This window comes from Pigmentiphaga sp. YJ18, assembly GCF_038066655.1.
In the GTDB taxonomy this organism is placed as follows: Bacteria; Pseudomonadota; Gammaproteobacteria; order Burkholderiales; family Burkholderiaceae_B; genus Pigmentiphaga.
This window is the reverse complement of sequence record NZ_JBBUKU010000002.1, coordinates 821,350-837,127: the sequence shown is the minus strand read 5'-3', so window position 1 is coordinate 837,127 and position 15,778 is coordinate 821,350. Positions and strand designations below refer to the sequence as shown.

General features: G+C 67.8%; 13 protein-coding genes. 11 read left to right on the top strand and 2 right to left on the bottom strand.

The features are described from left to right. Positions 1-23: 23 nt before the first annotated feature. Positions 24-248: a hypothetical protein gene (locus tag WKR98_RS17720; protein ID WP_124689397.1), complete on the bottom strand. Its 225-nt coding sequence runs from the start codon at positions 246-248 to the stop codon at positions 24-26. Between the two features lie 225 nt (positions 249-473). Between WKR98_RS17720 and phaC the strand changes: the two genes are divergently transcribed. The 4 genes from phaC (at position 474) to rimO (ending at position 5,047) form a co-directional block, all read left to right on the top strand. Further along, the gene (gene phaC, locus WKR98_RS17715) at positions 474-2,105 is read left to right on the top strand and encodes a class I poly(R)-hydroxyalkanoic acid synthase (protein ID WP_341434226.1); all 1,632 of its coding nucleotides are present in this window, start codon (positions 474-476) and stop codon (positions 2,103-2,105) included. Positions 2,106-2,169: 64 nt separating this feature from the next. Then, positions 2,170-2,907 (top strand): acetoacetyl-CoA reductase, encoded by a 738-nt coding sequence (gene phbB, locus WKR98_RS17710; protein WP_124689399.1) that lies wholly within the window; start codon positions 2,170-2,172, stop codon positions 2,905-2,907. A gap of 106 nt (positions 2,908-3,013) precedes the next feature. Next, positions 3,014-3,580: a polyhydroxyalkanoate synthesis repressor PhaR gene (gene phaR / locus WKR98_RS17705; protein WP_087841135.1), complete on the top strand. Its 567-nt coding sequence runs from the start codon at positions 3,014-3,016 to the stop codon at positions 3,578-3,580. Positions 3,581-3,661: 81 nt separating this feature from the next. Continuing rightward, entirely contained in the window at positions 3,662-5,047 is a 1,386-nt protein-coding gene (gene rimO, locus WKR98_RS17700; protein WP_124689400.1) for a 30S ribosomal protein S12 methylthiotransferase RimO, read from the top strand. Positions 5,048-5,054: 7 nt separating this feature from the next. Here rimO and WKR98_RS17695 read toward each other — a convergent pair whose 3' ends face one another. Further along, positions 5,055-5,819 carry an IclR family transcriptional regulator gene (locus WKR98_RS17695; RefSeq protein ID WP_341434225.1) on the bottom strand — a complete coding sequence of 255 codons (765 nt, stop codon included), beginning with the start codon at positions 5,817-5,819 and terminating at the stop codon, positions 5,055-5,057. 92 nt (positions 5,820-5,911) lie between these two features. Between WKR98_RS17695 and WKR98_RS17690 the strand changes: the two genes are divergently transcribed. The 7 genes from WKR98_RS17690 to WKR98_RS17660 all read left to right on the top strand — a co-directional run bounded on the left by WKR98_RS17690 (position 5,912) and on the right by WKR98_RS17660 (position 15,656). Beyond that, on the top strand, positions 5,912-7,054 hold the full coding sequence (locus WKR98_RS17690; RefSeq protein ID WP_341434224.1) for an acyl-CoA dehydrogenase family protein: 1,143 nt from the start codon (positions 5,912-5,914) through the stop codon (positions 7,052-7,054). Then, positions 7,051-8,454, top strand: coding sequence for an MmgE/PrpD family protein (locus WKR98_RS17685; RefSeq protein ID WP_124689403.1), 1,404 nt, complete (start codon positions 7,051-7,053; stop codon positions 8,452-8,454). Before WKR98_RS17690 ends, WKR98_RS17685 begins: the two co-directional genes overlap by 4 nt. Before the next feature lie 82 nt (positions 8,455-8,536). Then, a complete protein-coding gene (locus tag WKR98_RS17680; protein WP_341434223.1) occupies positions 8,537-10,207 on the top strand; it encodes a hydantoinase B/oxoprolinase family protein in 1,671 nt (556 codons plus the stop codon). Beyond that, positions 10,204-12,252: a hydantoinase/oxoprolinase family protein gene (locus tag WKR98_RS17675; RefSeq protein WP_341434222.1), complete on the top strand. Its 2,049-nt coding sequence runs from the start codon at positions 10,204-10,206 to the stop codon at positions 12,250-12,252. The genes WKR98_RS17680 and WKR98_RS17675 overlap by 4 nt, the downstream gene beginning before the upstream one ends. Positions 12,253-12,313: 61 nt before the next feature. Continuing rightward, positions 12,314-13,294, top strand: coding sequence for a Bug family tripartite tricarboxylate transporter substrate binding protein (locus WKR98_RS17670; RefSeq protein ID WP_161567813.1), 981 nt, complete (start codon positions 12,314-12,316; stop codon positions 13,292-13,294). An 11-nt stretch (positions 13,295-13,305) separates the two neighbouring features. Further along, positions 13,306-14,178, top strand: coding sequence for an amidohydrolase family protein (locus tag WKR98_RS17665; protein ID WP_124689407.1), 873 nt, complete (start codon positions 13,306-13,308; stop codon positions 14,176-14,178). After that, positions 14,175-15,656: a class I adenylate-forming enzyme family protein gene (locus WKR98_RS17660; protein WP_341434221.1), complete on the top strand. Its 1,482-nt coding sequence runs from the start codon at positions 14,175-14,177 to the stop codon at positions 15,654-15,656. Before WKR98_RS17665 ends, WKR98_RS17660 begins: the two co-directional genes overlap by 4 nt. Positions 15,657-15,778: the final 122 nt, after the last annotated feature.

The window sequence follows — 15,778 nt, the reverse complement described above, 5'->3', positions numbered from 1 at the left end:
GCGGCGCATGGCCGCCATCTCCATCAGGGTTTCTCTTGATCAGGGTTTTCCGGGGTGTCGCGCGCCGCTTCGCGCGCGCGGCGCAGCCGCTTGCGCATGGGCGCGGTGAAGATGTACAGCAGGATCGCGACCGGCAGCAGGCCGTAGAACAGCAGGGTCGCGATACCCGCCAGAATCGTGGGCTGCGCCAGGGACATCAGCAGTGTCACGTAAAGCCAGCCGATGGCGACGAGGAAGGAAAAATGCATGGGTCGGCGAAGATGAAATATGAGTGAAACGTCGGTCCGATCGGCGCGCCGCGCAGGCATTGGCGCGGGTCTTGCGCGATTTGACAGCCGCAGGCGCGCTATGCACTATGGCATCTAGCGTAATCGAATCAACAAGGTGTTCTAGTGAGTCAGTCCAGGCAGGATTCTACGAACCCCTTGGCGTGGCTGGAAGCATGGCAGCAGATGTTGGATCAGAGGGTCGACATGCCTGGGTCGTCGGCGCCTTCGAGTCGCATGCTGTCGGGCGGGCACGCCATGGCCCCCGAGAAGCTGCTGGAGATCCAGCAGGAGTTCGCGCAGGAATGGGCCGATCTGTGGCGGGCCGCCAGCGCCGGCGAGCTCGAACCGTTGTCCGATCAGCGCTTCGCCGGTGAAGCCTGGGGTGCCAGCCCCGGACATGCCTTCATGGCGCATGCCTACCTGCTGTCCGCGCGCACCATGCTCAAGATGGCCGACAGCATCGAGGCGCCCGAGCACGTCCTGAACCGGCTGCGCTTCGCCACCATGCAATGGGTCGAGGCCATGTCGCCCTCGAACTTCCTGGCGCTTAATCCCGACGCGCAGCGCCGGCTGCTCGAATCCGGCGGCGAAAGCCTGCAGCAGGGCATCGCCAACCTGATGGCCGACCTGCAGAAGGGGCGCATTTCCCATACCGACGAATCCTCGTTCGAGGTCGGGCGCAACCTGGCCACCACCGAAGGTTCGGTGGTGTTCGAGAACCGGCTGTTCCAGCTTATCCAGTACAAGCCGCTCGCGCCGCGCACCTATGCGCGCCCGCTGCTGATCGTGCCGCCCTGCATCAACAAGTTTTACATCCTGGACCTGCAGCCGCACAACTCCTTCGTGCGCTTCGCGCTCGAACAGGGCATGCAGGTGTTCATGGTGTCGTGGCGCAATCCGCTGTCGGCCGACGCCGACGGCGTGCAGCATGCCGACTGGGACGCCTACCTGCAGGAAGGCGTGCTCGAGGCGATCGGCGCGGTCTCGTCCATCTCGCGGCAGCCGCAGATCAATGCGCTGGGATTCTGCGTGGGCGGCACGCTGCTGTCGTCGGCGCTGGCCGTGGCGAAGGCGCGCGGCCAGGACCCGGTGGCCTCGCTCACGCTGCTGACGACGCTGCTGGATTTCGCCGACACCGGCGTGCTCGACGTGTTCATCGACGAAGCCCAGGTGCTGATGCGCGAACAGCAGTTCGCCGCGGGCGGCGTGCTGGCGGCGCGCGAACTGGCCACCACCTTCGCCTTCCTGCGCCCCAACGACCTGGTCTGGAACTACGTCGTCAACAACTACCTGAAGGGACAGGCGCCGTCGGCCTTCGACCTTCTGTACTGGAACGCCGACAGCACCAACCTGCCGGGACCGTTCTACGCCTGGTACCTGCGCAACACCTATCTCGAGAACAACCTGCGGGTGCCCGGCAAGGTGCGCGCCTGCGGGGTGGGACTGGACCTGAGCGCGCTCGACATGCCGGCCTACGTGTACGGCTCGCGCGAGGACCACATCGTGCCCTGGACCTCGGCCTACGCGTCGACCGCGCTGCTGCGCGGGCGGATGCGCTTCGTGCTGGGGGCCTCGGGCCATATCGCGGGCGTCATCAATCCGGCCTCGCGCAACCGGCGCAGCTACTGGGTGCGCGAGGACGGCAAGCTGCCGGCCGACGCCGCCGCGTGGATGGGCGGGGCGCGCGAAGTGCCGGGCAGCTGGTGGAACGACTGGGCAACCTGGATCAAGGAGCACGGAGGGCGCCAGGGCAAGGCGCCGGGCGCGCTGGGCGGCGCCGATCATCCCGTCATCGAACCCGCACCGGGCAAGTACGTGCGGACCAGGGCGGTATGACAGGAGACATACGTATTCTGCGGGTCAAACGGCGGGGGGTTCCGCCGTTTCATAAGGAGGCATCATGAGCGGAAAGATAGCGTACGTGACGGGCGGCATGGGCGGCATAGGCACCGTCATCTGCCAGCGGCTGGCCAAGGCGGGGTTCACCGTCATCGCCGGCTGCGGGCCCAATCGCGATTCTCAGCAGTGGCTGAACGAACAATCGGCGCTCGGTTATACGTTCCACGCCTCCGTGGGCAACGTGGCGGACTGGGATTCCACCGTGACCGCGTTCGCCAAGGTGCGAGAGGAATTCGGTCCGGTCGACGTGCTGGTCAACAACGCGGGCATCACCCGCGACGGCGTCTTTCGCAAGATGACGCTGGAGGACTGGCGGGCCGTCATCGACACCAACCTCAACAGCCTGTTCAACGTCACCAAGCAGGTCATCGGCGACATGACCGAGCGCAAGTGGGGGCGCATCATCAACATCAGTTCGGTCAACGGCCAGAAAGGGCAGTTCGGGCAGACCAACTATTCCACGGCCAAGGCCGGCATCCACGGCTTCACGATGGCGCTGGCGCAGGAAGTGGCGTCCAAGGGCGTGACGGTCAACACGGTCTCGCCCGGCTACATCGGTACCGACATGGTGCGCGCCATCCGTCCCGACGTCCTCCAGAGCATCGTCGACACCATCCCGGTGAAGCGGCTGGGCACGCCGGACGAGATCGGCTCCATCGTGACCTGGCTGGCCTCCGACGACGCGGGATTCTCCACCGGCGCGGATTTCTCGCTGAACGGCGGCCTGCACATGGGGTAAGCCCCGATCCGGCCCGAGGCGTTCCACGCCGGGTTGGACTAAACTTGATGGCTGGTGCGGTCGGCGGACCGCACCGGTTTCATACAAATCTAAGTTGGGGGCAAGCATGGCGCAGCAAGCGGGAGCCGGCAACGCGTTGCGGTTGATAAAAAAATATCCCAATCGCCGGTTATACGATACGCAGACCAGCACCTACATCACCTTGGCCGACGTCAAGCAGCTCGTGCTGGACAACGAGACCTTCGAGGTCGTCGATGCCAAGTCCGGCGAGGACCTGACCCGCAGCATCCTGCTGCAGATCATCCTGGAAGAGGAAACCGCCGGCGCGCCCATGTTCACGTCCACCATGCTGGCCCAGATCATCCGTTTCTACGGCCATGCGATGCAGGGCATCATGGGTTCGTACCTGGAAAAGAACATCCAGGCCTTCATGGAGATCCAGAACAAGCTGGGCGAGCAGTCCAAGGGCCTGTACGGCGGCCAGTTCGGCCCCGAGGCCTGGGCGCAGTTCATGAACGTCCAGACGCCGATGATCCAGAGCATGATGAGCAACTACATCGAGCAGAGCAAGAACCTGTTCGTGCAGATGCAGGACCAGATGCAGAACCAGACCCGGTCCATGTTCACCACTTTTCCCTTCACCTCCGCGTCCAAGGACGACGAGCGCAAGTAGCGCGGGGGGCGGCTGCCGTAACCCGGTAAAATGCCCCCATTCCGCTAATTCCGGCCGCGAGTCGCGCTCGCGGTGCGCCCGATGTCCATCCATTCATCCGATTCCCCGATCAACACCGCCATTCCCCGCGTGGCCTTCGCCAGTCTGGGCTGTCCGAAGGCGGCCTCGGACTCCGAGCAGATCCTGACCCAACTGCGCGCCGAAGGCTACGAGACCTCCAAGACCTACGAGGACGCGGACCTGGTCATCGTCAATACCTGTGGCTTCATCGACGATGCGGTCAAGGAAAGCTTGGACACCATAGGCGAGGCCTTGCAGGCCAACGGCAAGGTCATCGTGACCGGCTGCCTGGGCGCCAAGAAGGAGTCCGACGGCGAGGGCGTGGTGCAGAAGATGCATCCCAAGGTCCTGGCCGTGACGGGGCCGCACGCGACCCACGAGGTCATGCAGGCGGTGCACCAGCACCTGCCCAAGCCCCACGATCCCTTCAGCGACCTCGTGCCGCCGCAGGGCGTGCGCCTGACGCCCAAGCACTACGCCTACCTGAAGATATCCGAGGGCTGCAACCATCGCTGCAGCTTCTGCATCATCCCGTCCATGCGCGGCGACCTGGTGTCGCGGCCCATCCACGAGGTCATGCGCGAGGCCGAGAACCTGGTCAAGGCCGGCGTCAAGGAAATCCTGGTCATTTCGCAGGACACCAGCGCCTATGGCGTGGACGTGAAGTACCGCACCGGCTTCGTCGACGGCCGCGCGGTGCGTACCCGGATGACCGAGCTGGTGCGCGAACTGTCCAAGCTGGGCGCCTGGATCCGCCTGCACTACGTGTATCCCTATCCGCACGTGGACGAAGTCCTGCCGCTGATGAACGAGGTCCACGAGAACGGCGGCCGCGTGCTGCCGTACCTGGACGTGCCGTTCCAGCATGCCAGCCAGCGCATCCTGAAGCTGATGAAGCGTCCGGCCTCGTCCGAACGCAACCTGGACCGCATTCGCGCCTGGCGCGCGATCTGTCCGGACCTGACGATACGCAGCACCTTCATCGCCGGCTTCCCAGGCGAGACCGAGGCCGAGTTCGAGGAAATGCTGGACTTCCTGCGCGAGGCCGAGCTCGACCGCGTGGGCTGTTTCGCCTATTCGCCGGTCGAAGGCGCGGCCGCCAACGAACTGCCCGATCCCGTGCCCGACGACGTCCGGCAGGAGCGCCAGGCCCGCTTCATGCAGGTCCAGGAAGCGGTGTCCCGCAAGCGCCTGGCGCGCCGCGTCGGCAAGGTCATCAAGTGCGTGGTGGACGAGGTGGGCCCCGAAGGCGGCATTGCCCGCTCCATGGGCGATGCGCCCGACATCGATGGCAAGGTCTATGTGGCGCCCGTGGACAAGCCCTGGAAGCGCTACAAGGTGGGCGACATCATTTCCGTCCGCATCGCCCGCTCCGACGATCACGACCTCTGGGGAAGTGTAGGGTAGCCCCGGTTTATCGCTTTATCAGCAGCGGGGCGATTTCCGCCGCCAGGCGTTTCAGCGTGGGCGCGACGGTGGCGGCGACGTGGGCGTCGGTGAACAAGGCGTCCGAGGCGCCGCAGGTCAGCACCAGCGTGCGGTGCCGGTCGGCGGGTTGGACCGGGACGCCGATGGCGGTGAAATGCTCTTGCGGATAGCGCATGAGCACCGCGCCATGCCGTTCGTAGTCGTCCAGCGCCGCCCGCAGCCGGCCGGGGGCCTGGCCGGCATCCCATCGCCCGTCCGCCTGCAACCCGGCAATGATGCGTTCGCGCTCGGCCGGCGGCTGGGCCGCCAGGTATGCCAAGCCCAACGATGAATCGGTCAGGCCCACGGTCGAGCCGATGTGCAGCATCACGCGCCGCACCTGGGCGGGCTCGCAACGCTGGATGACCACCATGCTGGCTTCGTGCCGCTCGGCCAGCAGCACCGTGGTGCCCAGGGTATCGGCGGCGGCCTTCATGAGCGGCACGGCATAGTCATTGATCCCGGTCTGCGCGACCACGGCATAGCCCAGCAGCAGGGCGGCCGCGCCCACGCGCAGCTTGTCGTTGGCGGTGGGCACCAGATAGCCCAGCGCCGCCAGCGTCTTGCACAGCCGCCAGACGGTGGGCTGCGGCAGACCGGTCAGCCGGGCGATTTCCGTGGTGCCCAGTTCGCCGCGCGCGGGCGTGAAGCAGCGCAGGATTTCCAGGCCCCGGGCCAGCGCGGTAACGAACAGCGGATCGGTTTCTTTCATGGCGCGGGCGGGCCTTGACACCCTTCAAGGTGAAGCCCAGAATAAATTCATAAAACGAATTATCAATTCATATAATGAATTATTCAAGCCCCATGCAGCAAGATTGCACGCCGGAGCTGGCCGAAATGCGTCCCGCCATCCGCCGTTTCGTCGGTGAACGGCTGGAGCCCCTGGCCCGCCAGATGGACCAGGACGGCCAACTGGCGCCTTCCGCGCTGGCCGAGATGCGCCAACAGGGCTACCTGGGCATGCGCCTGCCGGCCGAATACGGCGGAGGGGGATTCGACCTGGCCACCTATTGCCTGGTGATGGAGGAAGTGGCGCGCTCGCACCGCGTCTTCACGGTCATGCTCGATTGCACCAGCGGGCTGACGCCTATCGGCATCGCGCGCCATGGGACGCCGGCGCAGCGCGGCAAATACGTCGCCCGGCTGGCCAGCGGCGAATGGCTGGGCAGCTTCGCGCTGACCGAGCCCGAGGCGGGGTCGGACGCGGCCGCCTTGCGCACCACGGCGGAGAAAACGGCGGGGGGGTGGGTGATCAACGGGCTGAAGCAGTTCATCAGCGCCGCGCATCGTGCGCAGGTGGTCATGGTGCTGGCCGTGACCGATGCGGCGCGGCGCGCGCGGGGCGGCATCACGGCCTTCCTGGTGGACCAGGGCACGCCGGGCATGCACATCGCGCGAGTGGACAAGACCATCGGCTCCGATCCCATCGAACTGGCCGAGATCCGCTTCGACGACTGTTTCGTACCCGACGAGGCGGTGCTGGGCGAGGTCGGCGGCGGATTCGGCATCGCCATGGGGTCGCTGGCCAGCGGCCGCATGGGAGTGTCGGCCGCGTGCATAGGCACGGCCGACCGGCTCTTGGAAGAAGCCGTGGCCTACGCCAAGACCCGCGTCACCTTCGGCCAGCCACTGGCCGACAGGCAGGCCATTCAATGGATGCTGGCGGATTCGGCCACCGAACTGGCGCTGGCGCGGTCGCTGGCCTACGACACCATGCGGCGTATCGATGCAGGCCAGGACGCGGGCACGGCCACCAGCATGGTCAAGCTGTTCTGCTCCGAGATGGTGGGGCGGGTGGCCGACCGGACGGTGCAGATACTGGGCGGCTCGGGCCTGATCCGCGGCGTGCCGGTCGAGCGTTTCTATCGCGACGTGCGGCATTACCGCATCGGCGAAGGCGCATCCGAGATCCAGCGCATGCTGATCGCCCGGGCGTTGTTGAAATGACGGCCCGCCCGCCGAACGTCGACGGGGAAAGCCGGCCGCTGGCGCGGCGGCTGGCGGCGTTCGCGCTGGGCCTGCGGCGCGCGGACCTGTCGCCGGCCCGGCGCGGGAAGGTCGCGCTGATCCTGGCGGACTTCCTGGGCTGCGTGCTGGCCGGATCCAGCCTGCCCGAGGCCGAATCGGCCTTCGTGCTGGCGCAGCCGGGCGAAGTTCGGATTCCCGGCGCGCCGGCCGGCCTGAGTCCGGAGTCGGCCGCCATCGCGATGAGCACCCTGGGCTCGCTGCTGCAATGGCACGACGGCTACGGCAGTGGCGGCAATCATCCTTGCAACACCATCATTCCCGCGGTGTGGTGCATGCGCGAGGACCGGAGCATGGCATCGGTCCATATGGCCATCGCGGTCGGCTACGAGGTCGCGAACCGGCTGGCGGCCAGCGCGCATCCGGCCCTGACGCTGGCGGGGCTGGCGCCGACCTCGTGCACCGGCGCGATCGGGGCGACCGCCGCATTGGGACGCCTGCTGGAACTGGACGAGGACACCCTGGCGCGCGCGATCGGCAACGCGGCCTTCTCGTTTCCCGCGGCGGCGCTGCGCGGCCTGACCGAACACGGTTCGGCGGTGCCGCTGCATGGCGGCCTGGCGGCGCGCTGCGCCATCGAATCGGTGAAGCTGGCGCGCGCCGGCCTGGGGGCGGGCGCACGTGTCTTCGAGGGCGGCGCCGACCCGGGCGTCCTGGACGTGCTGCGCAGCCGGGGGCTCGCGCAGGATCCGGAAACCTGGCGCGGCGAGACGCTGGACGGCGTGTACTTCAAGCCCATTCCCGCCTGCCGCCATGCCCAGCCGGCCATCGACGCCATCCAGGCCATCTGGAGCGGCGGGGCGTTGGCCGCGCGGGACATCGAACGCGTCGACGTGCACACCTATCCGGTCGCGCTGCGCTTCGGACAGGCGCCCGGACCGTCGCACGAGCTGTACGACCGCCTGATGAGCGTGGTGTGGACCGTGGCCAGCGCCTTGTGCCACGGCCGGTACGACCTGTCGAACGTACGGCGGCCCGCCGTCGAGCCGGAGGTGACGCGGCTGTATCCCCGCATCCACCTGCATGTGGACGAGGCGTATGCCGCGCTATATCCGCGCTACCTGCCGGCGCGGGTCGAGATCGCGCTGCGCGGGGGCGGCCGGCGCACCGGCACCTGCATGATGGAGTACGGCACGCCGTCCGAACACGGCCCCTATTCGCCGGGCGGCACGCACGTACCGCCGCTGGACAAGGCGGGAGTGGAGCACAAGTTCCGCGAGCTGGCGCGCGCCGCGCTGGACGACGGACAGGCGGACGCGCTGTGGCGCGAGGCGAGGGCGGTGGAGGACTTGACCGGCCAGGCGGCGGCCGAGGTTGGCTGATGCGGCTTTCTAATTGTCCTATTGACAGAACAATAGATCATAAATAAAGTCCTCCGGAGTATCTTGAATGCAAGAGGGGCGCATGTCGGAAGTCAAGCTCGATCCGGTCACGCTGGCGGTCCTGAAGGGGCGGCTGGAGCAGATCGCCGATGAAATGGACGCCACGCTCTACCGCAGCGCGTTCAATCCCATCATTGCCGAGGCCCACGATGCCTGCCATGGGATCTACGACGGCGCGACCGGCGATACGCTCGTGCAGGGCAAGTCGGGCCTGCCGGTGTTCGTCGGGGCGATGGCCTTCGCCGTGCGCGCTGCGGTCCAGGCGGCGCAGCCCCTGGGCGGCATGCGCGAGGGCGAGGTCTGGCTGTTCAACGACCCCTACGAAGGCGGCACGCATGCCAACGACTTCAAGCTGGTCAAGCCCTTCTTCCTGGAGGGGCGGCTGGTTTGTTTCCTGGCCTCGGCGGCGCACTGGCACGACGTGGGCGGCAACGTCCCCGGCAACTACAACCCGGCCGCCACCGAGTGCTGGCAGGAAGCGGTCCAGATCCCGCCGGTGCGCATCGTGCAGCAAGGAGAGGTGAATCCCGACGTGCTGGCCATCCTGCGCGCCAACACGCGGATGCCCGACAGCCTGTGGGGCGACCTGAACGGGCAGCTCGCGGCGCTGGAGCTGGGCGAGCGCCGCCTGGCCGAGCTGTTCTCGGCCTATGGCGAACCGCGGGTGACCGGCGCCATGGGCGCCCTGCGCGAACGGGCGCGCAGGCTGATGCGGGCGCACATCGCGTCGCTGCCCGACGGCTGCTATTCGTTCGAGGACTATCTCGACAATGACGGCATCCGCGACGAGATGCTGCGCGTCGCGCTGGATATGACGGTGGAGGGCGAGCGGCTGGTGCTTGATTTTTCGCGCACCTCGGGTCCCTGCGCGGGCGCGGTCAACATCTCGCGCGCCACCGCGGTGGCGGCCTGCTATGTCGCGCTCAAACATCTGTTTCCCGATGTGCCGGCCAATGCCGGCGTGCTGGACGCGGTCGAGTTCGTGATGCCCGAGGGGCTGCTGATCACGGCGCAGCGGCCCCGGCCGGTCGGCGGCTACACCGAGACCATCCTGCGCATGATAGACGTGGTCTTCAGCGCGGCGGCGCAGGCCGATCCGACGCGCGCCGTGGCCCAGGCCTACGGCACGATCAACGCGCTTTCCATCGCCGGGCTGCGCAGCGACGAAGGGCGCCAGGGCCAGCGCTGGGTGATGTTCAGCTTCTTCGGCGGCGGCCACGGCGGCCATGCCGGCGGCGATGGCCTGAGCCACGGCAACGCGCCCATTTCCACGGCCACGATACCGCCGTTGGAAATCATCGAGGCCGCGTATCCCGTGCGCTTCACGCAGTGGTCGCTGCGGCCGGATTCAGGCGGGCCCGGCATGCACCGGGGCGGCCTGGGCGCGATCTACGAGATCGAACTCCTGGAGCAGTCGGCGCAGGCCTTCGTCTTCGGCGAACGCGGCAAGTCGGCACCCAAGGGCATCGCGGGAGGCGGCAACGGCGCGCTGAACCGGTTCAGCTACCGTGTGGACGGCCAGTGGCGGACCCCGCCCATGGTGTCGAAAATGATGGGCATACCGCTGTCCCGCGGCGACCGGGTCAGGCTGGAGACGCCGGGCGGAGGCGGTTATGGCGATCCCGCGCGGCGCGACGGCGCCGCCGTGGAGCGCGACCGGGCCATGGGATATGTGACGGAGGGTGGGCAGTGAGCGGGCAGCAGCGGGTCGTCGGCGTCGACGTGGGAGGGACATTCACCGACTTGTTCGTGCTGGACGAGGCGGACCAGTCGGTGGCCGTGGTCAAGGTCCCGTCCACGCGAGGCGAGGAAGCGGTGGGCTTCATGAATGGCATCGCGCGGCTGGACGATGCCGCCGACGGCGCGGCGGGTATCGCCACCATCATCCATGGCACCACCGTCGGCACCAATGCGCTGCTGGAGCGCAAGGCCGCGCGCACGGGACTGATCACCACGCGCGGCTTCGCCGACGTGCTGGAGATGCGGCGGCGCGACCGGCCGCATACCTGGGGGCTGCGCGGAGAATACCTGCCGCCGGTGCCGCGCGACCTGCGCAAGGAAGTGGACGAGCGCGTGCTGGCCGACGGCTCGGTCCATACGGAAGTGGACCTGGGCCAGGTCGCGGCCTGCGTGGGCGAACTGCTGGCGCAGGGGTGCGAGGCGGTCTGCGTCTTCTTCATCAACACCTATGCCAACCCGGCCAACGAAGCGGCAGCGGTGGCGCGCGTGCGCGAATTGTGGCCCAACGACTGCGTGACCTCGTCGGCCGAGGTCCTGCCCGAGATCCGTGAATTCGAGCGCGTCTCCACGGCCAGCCTGAACGCGGCATTGCAGCCCGTCGTGGGCGGCTACCTGCGGCGGCTGGAAGGCGACCTGCGCGAGCGCGGCTTCGACGGGCAATTGATGATCGTGCAGAGCAACGGCGGCGTGATGTCGCGGCAGACGGCTTGCGAGCTGCCGGTGCGCACGACGCTGTCCGGACCCGCGGCGGGCGTCATCGCCTGCGCCGCGATCGCGCGGGCGGCGGGCCATCCGGACGTGATGACGGGGGACATGGGCGGAACCTCGTTCGACGTCTCGCTGGTGGTGGACGGGCGGGTGGCGCTGGCCGAGCAGACCAGCATCGCCTTCGGCATGGTCGTGCGCTCGCCGATGATACAGATCGAGACCATAGGCGCCGGCGGCGGGTCGATCGCCAAGGTGGATGCCGGCGGCATGCTGCAGGTGGGGCCGGAATCGGCGGGCAGCCGTCCGGGGCCGGCCTGCTACGGGCATGGCAATCCCTACCCCACGGTCACCGACGCCAACCTGCTGCTGGGCCGCATCGACGCCGCGCGGCCGCTGGGCGGCGGGCTGTTGGGCAAGCTGGACGTGGAACTGGCGCGCGCCGCCATCCAGACCCATGTGGCCGAGCCGCTGGGCCTGGACGCGCTGGAAGCGGCCGAGGCCATCCTGACCGTGGCCAACGCCAAGATGGCCGGCGCCTTGCGCCTGGTGTCCATCGAGAAGGGACACGACCCGCGCCGCTTCGCCTACATGCCCTTCGGTGGCGGAGGCGGGTTGCACGTGTGCGCGATGATGCGCGAAACCGGCGTGGAAACGGGCATCGTGCCGCGCTATCCCGGCGTGACCTCGGCGCTGGGATGCGTGATGGCCGACTTGCGCCACGACGCGGTGCGGACCATCAATCGCGGTCTGGGCGACGTGGATTTCGAAACCCTGCGCGCGCTGGTGTCCGAGTTCCGCGAACGCTGCGACACGCACCTGGCCTCGGCCGGCGTGGCCATCGCCTCGGTGCGCGAGGAACTCTTCCTGGACATGCTCTACCAGGGCCAGACCCATACGGTGATGGTGCCGGTCGAGGCCGACCGCCTGGACGCGCAGGCCGTGGCGGCCGCGTTCGAAGCGGCGTACCGGACCGAGTTCGGAAGGCTGCTGCCCGGCATCCCCGTACGCATCATGAACCTGCGCTACGCACGGGTGGGCGTGCGGCCGAAGTTCGACCTGCGCCTGCTGGCGCCGCCGGGCGACGTATCGTCCGGGCCGGCCGGCACGCAGCGCGTCCACGTCGATGGCGCCTGGACGGACGTGCCGCGCCATGCGCGCCTGGACCTGCCCGTGGGTACGCGGGTAGAGGGGCCGGCCATCTTCGAGCAGCCCGATACCACCGTGTGGCTGGAGCCGGGTTTCTCGGCCACGACCGACGAGCACGGCAACCTGATCCTGAAACCGGTTTGACCCGGGCGGGATGGCCCGCCCGGCATGCGATGCAAGTCCTGTAGACGATGAGGTAGGCGAAATGAGATCCCGCATCAAGCTTCGTGAGCATCTGGCCATCCTGTGCGCCGCGCTGGCGGCCGGCGCCCCGGCCGCGGTCCGTGCGCAGGACTATCCGTCGCGCCCGGTCATGATGATCAATACCTGGGCGCCGGGCGGCCCGTCCGACGCCATCATCCGGCCGCTGCTGGAGAAGTTCTCGCAGAAGTTCGGCCAGCCCTTCGTGCTGGAGAACCGCAGCGGTGCCAACGGCAGCATAGGCACCAGCTACGTGGCGCGCTCCCGCAACGATGGCTATACGCTGTTGTTCGCCAACGTCGGACCGATCGCCATCAGCCCCTGGCTGCCCGACAAGCCCAGCTACGATTCGATCAAGGACTTCCAGCCCATCGGGCAGATCGTGTCGGGGTCCACGGTGCTGGTGGTGGCGCCGTCGTTCCCGGCCGGCAACATGCGCGAGTTCATCGACTACGCGAAGAAGAACCCCGGCAAGATCACCTACGGATCGGTGGGCATAGGCAGCAGCACGCACGTGGCGGGCGCCACGCTGGCCAAGATGGCCGGCATCCAGATGGTCCATGCGCCGTACCGGGGGTCCTCGCAGATCCAGGTCGACATCATGTCCGGCCAGATCCAGTCCGCCTTCGTGAGCCTGGGCGGGGCGCTGGAACTGATCCGCGCGGGCAAGCTCAAGGCGATCGCGGTCAGCACCCAGTCGCGCTCGTCGGTGCTGCCCGAGGTGCCGGCGGTGTCCGAGACGGTGCCGGGCTTCGACTTCAATGTCTGGTACGGGCTGATGGCGCCAGCGGGCACGCCCAGGGACGTGGTGCAGACGCTGGCCGACGCGCTGAAGGAAACGATGGCGATGCCGGACATCAGGAACCGGCTGCTGGCCAGCGGCCTGGATCCCCATCCGACCGGCCCGGCCGAGTTCGCCAGGAAGATCGAGCAGGACCTGGCGGCCTGGAAGCAGGCCGTCGCCAATGCCAACCTGACGCCGTAACCGAGGACGCGATGACCTCACACAGCTACGACATCCCGGCCATCGACGCCGTGGTCAACATCTGGACGCCGGAGCTGCTGGCGCAGCGGCCCAAGCGCGATGCCTTCTACAGCGGCAAGATGAACGTCGATACCGCCGTCATGCAGGGCTTGTCGCACGAAGACATGCTGCGTCGCATGGATGCCGCCGGCATCGAGCAGGCCTTTCTGATCGCCGCCAAGGTCGGGCCCTGGCAGCACCGCGCCAGTTATCACGTGCCCTACGAGGCGGTGGCCGAGGCGGTCAATCGCCATCCGGACCGCTTCCACGGGCTGGCCGGACTGGATCCCACGGAAGGCATGCGGGGCGTGCGCGAACTGGAGAAGGGCGTGCGGGAGTACGGCTTCATCGGCGCGCATTTCTACCCCCATTGGTTCGAACTCGCACCCGACCATGCGAAGTGGTATCCCTTCTACGCCAAGTGCGCGGAGCTGGACGTGCCGGTACAGCTCCAGGTGGGGCAGTCCATGATCTACGATCCCTCGCACCGGCTGCGCAGCGTGGGCCGGCCCATCTGCCTGGACGCGGTGGCCTGCGATTTTCCCGAGCTGAAGATCATCGGGATACACGTGGGCATACCCTGGACCGAGGAGATGATCGCCATGGCCTGGAAGCATCCCAACGTCTATATCGGCACGGATGCCCACAGCCCCCGGTACTGGCCCGAGGCCTTCGTGAAGTACATCGACAGCTACGGCCAGGACAAGGTGATATTCGGCACCGATTTCCCCATCCTGGACTTCAAGCGGGCGCGCGACGAAATCGAGGCCCTGGGCCTGCGCCCCGGCCCGCGCGAAAAGCTGCTGCGCGCCAACGTGCTGCGCGTCTACGGGCTGGACCGATGAGCGCGGTCATGCCGATGCGCGGCGCGAACGTCGCGGACCAGCTGGCCCTGCACGCCAGCCAGCGGCCCACCAAGCCCGCCATCATCCATTGCGAGCGGGTCATCGACTACCGGCGGCTCGACCTGCTCGTGCGTCAGTGGGCCTCGCTATTGCTGGAGACCGGCGTGCAGCCCGGCGACGTGGTGGGCGTGGCGCTGAAGGACACGCCCGAGCACCTGGTGATGCTGTATGCCGTGGCGCGGGCGGGGGCGGTGATCCTGCCGGTGGACTGCCGCTGGCAGGCCGGCGAGAAACTCAGGGTGGCGCGGCATTTCGGCGCGCGCTGCGTATTGGTCGAGCCCGGGGACGATTTCGCGCCCGGGTTGTGCATGGCGGTCGACGAGGCCTGGCTGGCCCGCTCGGAACGGGTGGTGGCGCGCGACCGCTATGCGGACGAGGACCGGGGCTTCTGCCTGTCGCTGTCGTCGGGGACCACGGGGCGCCCCAAGGGGCCGCTGCTGTCGCACGCGCAGTTCATGAGCCGCTTCTTCACGCACTACGCCGACCTGGGGTTCGGCAGCCGCGAGACTTACATCAACGCCACGCCGCTGTACTTCGGCGGCGGGCGTGCGTTCTCGGTCTCGTCGCTGTACGTGGGGGCCACGGCGGTGCTGTGCCCGCCGCCCTACAAGGTCGAAGAACTGGCCGCCGAGGTGGCGCGGACCGGCGCCACGATCACCTTCCTGGTGCCCACGCTGCTGCGCCGCGTGTTGCAGGCCGATCCGCGCGACGTGGCGCCGCTGCGCGGCCTGCGCACGCTGATCTCGTCGGGCTCGCCGTTGACGGCCGAGGAAAGGCGCCGGATCCGCAACGAGGTCTGTCCCAACTTCATCGAGTACTACAGCTCCACCGAGGGCGGCGGCGTGACCGTGCTGTCCAACCAGGAACTGGAGGCGCATCCCGCCTCGGTCGGCCGCCCGGTGTTCGGCGTGCGCCTGGAAATCGTCGACGACCAGGACCGGCCGCTGCCGCCGGGGGCGGTCGGACGCATCCGCTATGACGGCGCCACCGTGGCGCAGGGTTTCCACCGCGACGAGGAAGCCAGCATCGAGGCCTTCCGCGACGGTTTCTTCTACCCGGGCGACCTGGGCTACCTGAACGAAGAAGGCTATCTGTTCCTGTGCGGCCGGGCCAAGGACATGATCATCCGCGGCGGCGTGAACATCTATCCGCTGGAGATCGAGTCCATTCTGATGACGCATCCCGACGTGCAGGAGGCGGCGGTGGTGGGCGTGCCTTCGAAGGAGTTCGACGAGGAAGTGGCGGCCTTCGTGACGACGCGCGGTACGCGCGACGCGGCGGCCCTGGCGGCCTGGTGCCGGGAACGGCTGGCGCCCTACAAGGTGCCGCGCCATTTCCATTTCGTCGACGAGTTCGAGCGCAACTCGGCCGGCAAGATCATCAAGCAACGCCTGGCCGAGGGGTTGGTCCCCCGTTAGCGCGGCATTGCCCATTTTCGCATCATCGCCCGCAAACCCGCATGCTTGCTGGCGCCGGATGATTTGTCCGCAGCCTTTCCCCAGGGTTGTTCACAGTGAGTGGGGATAAGTCCGCCCTCCGG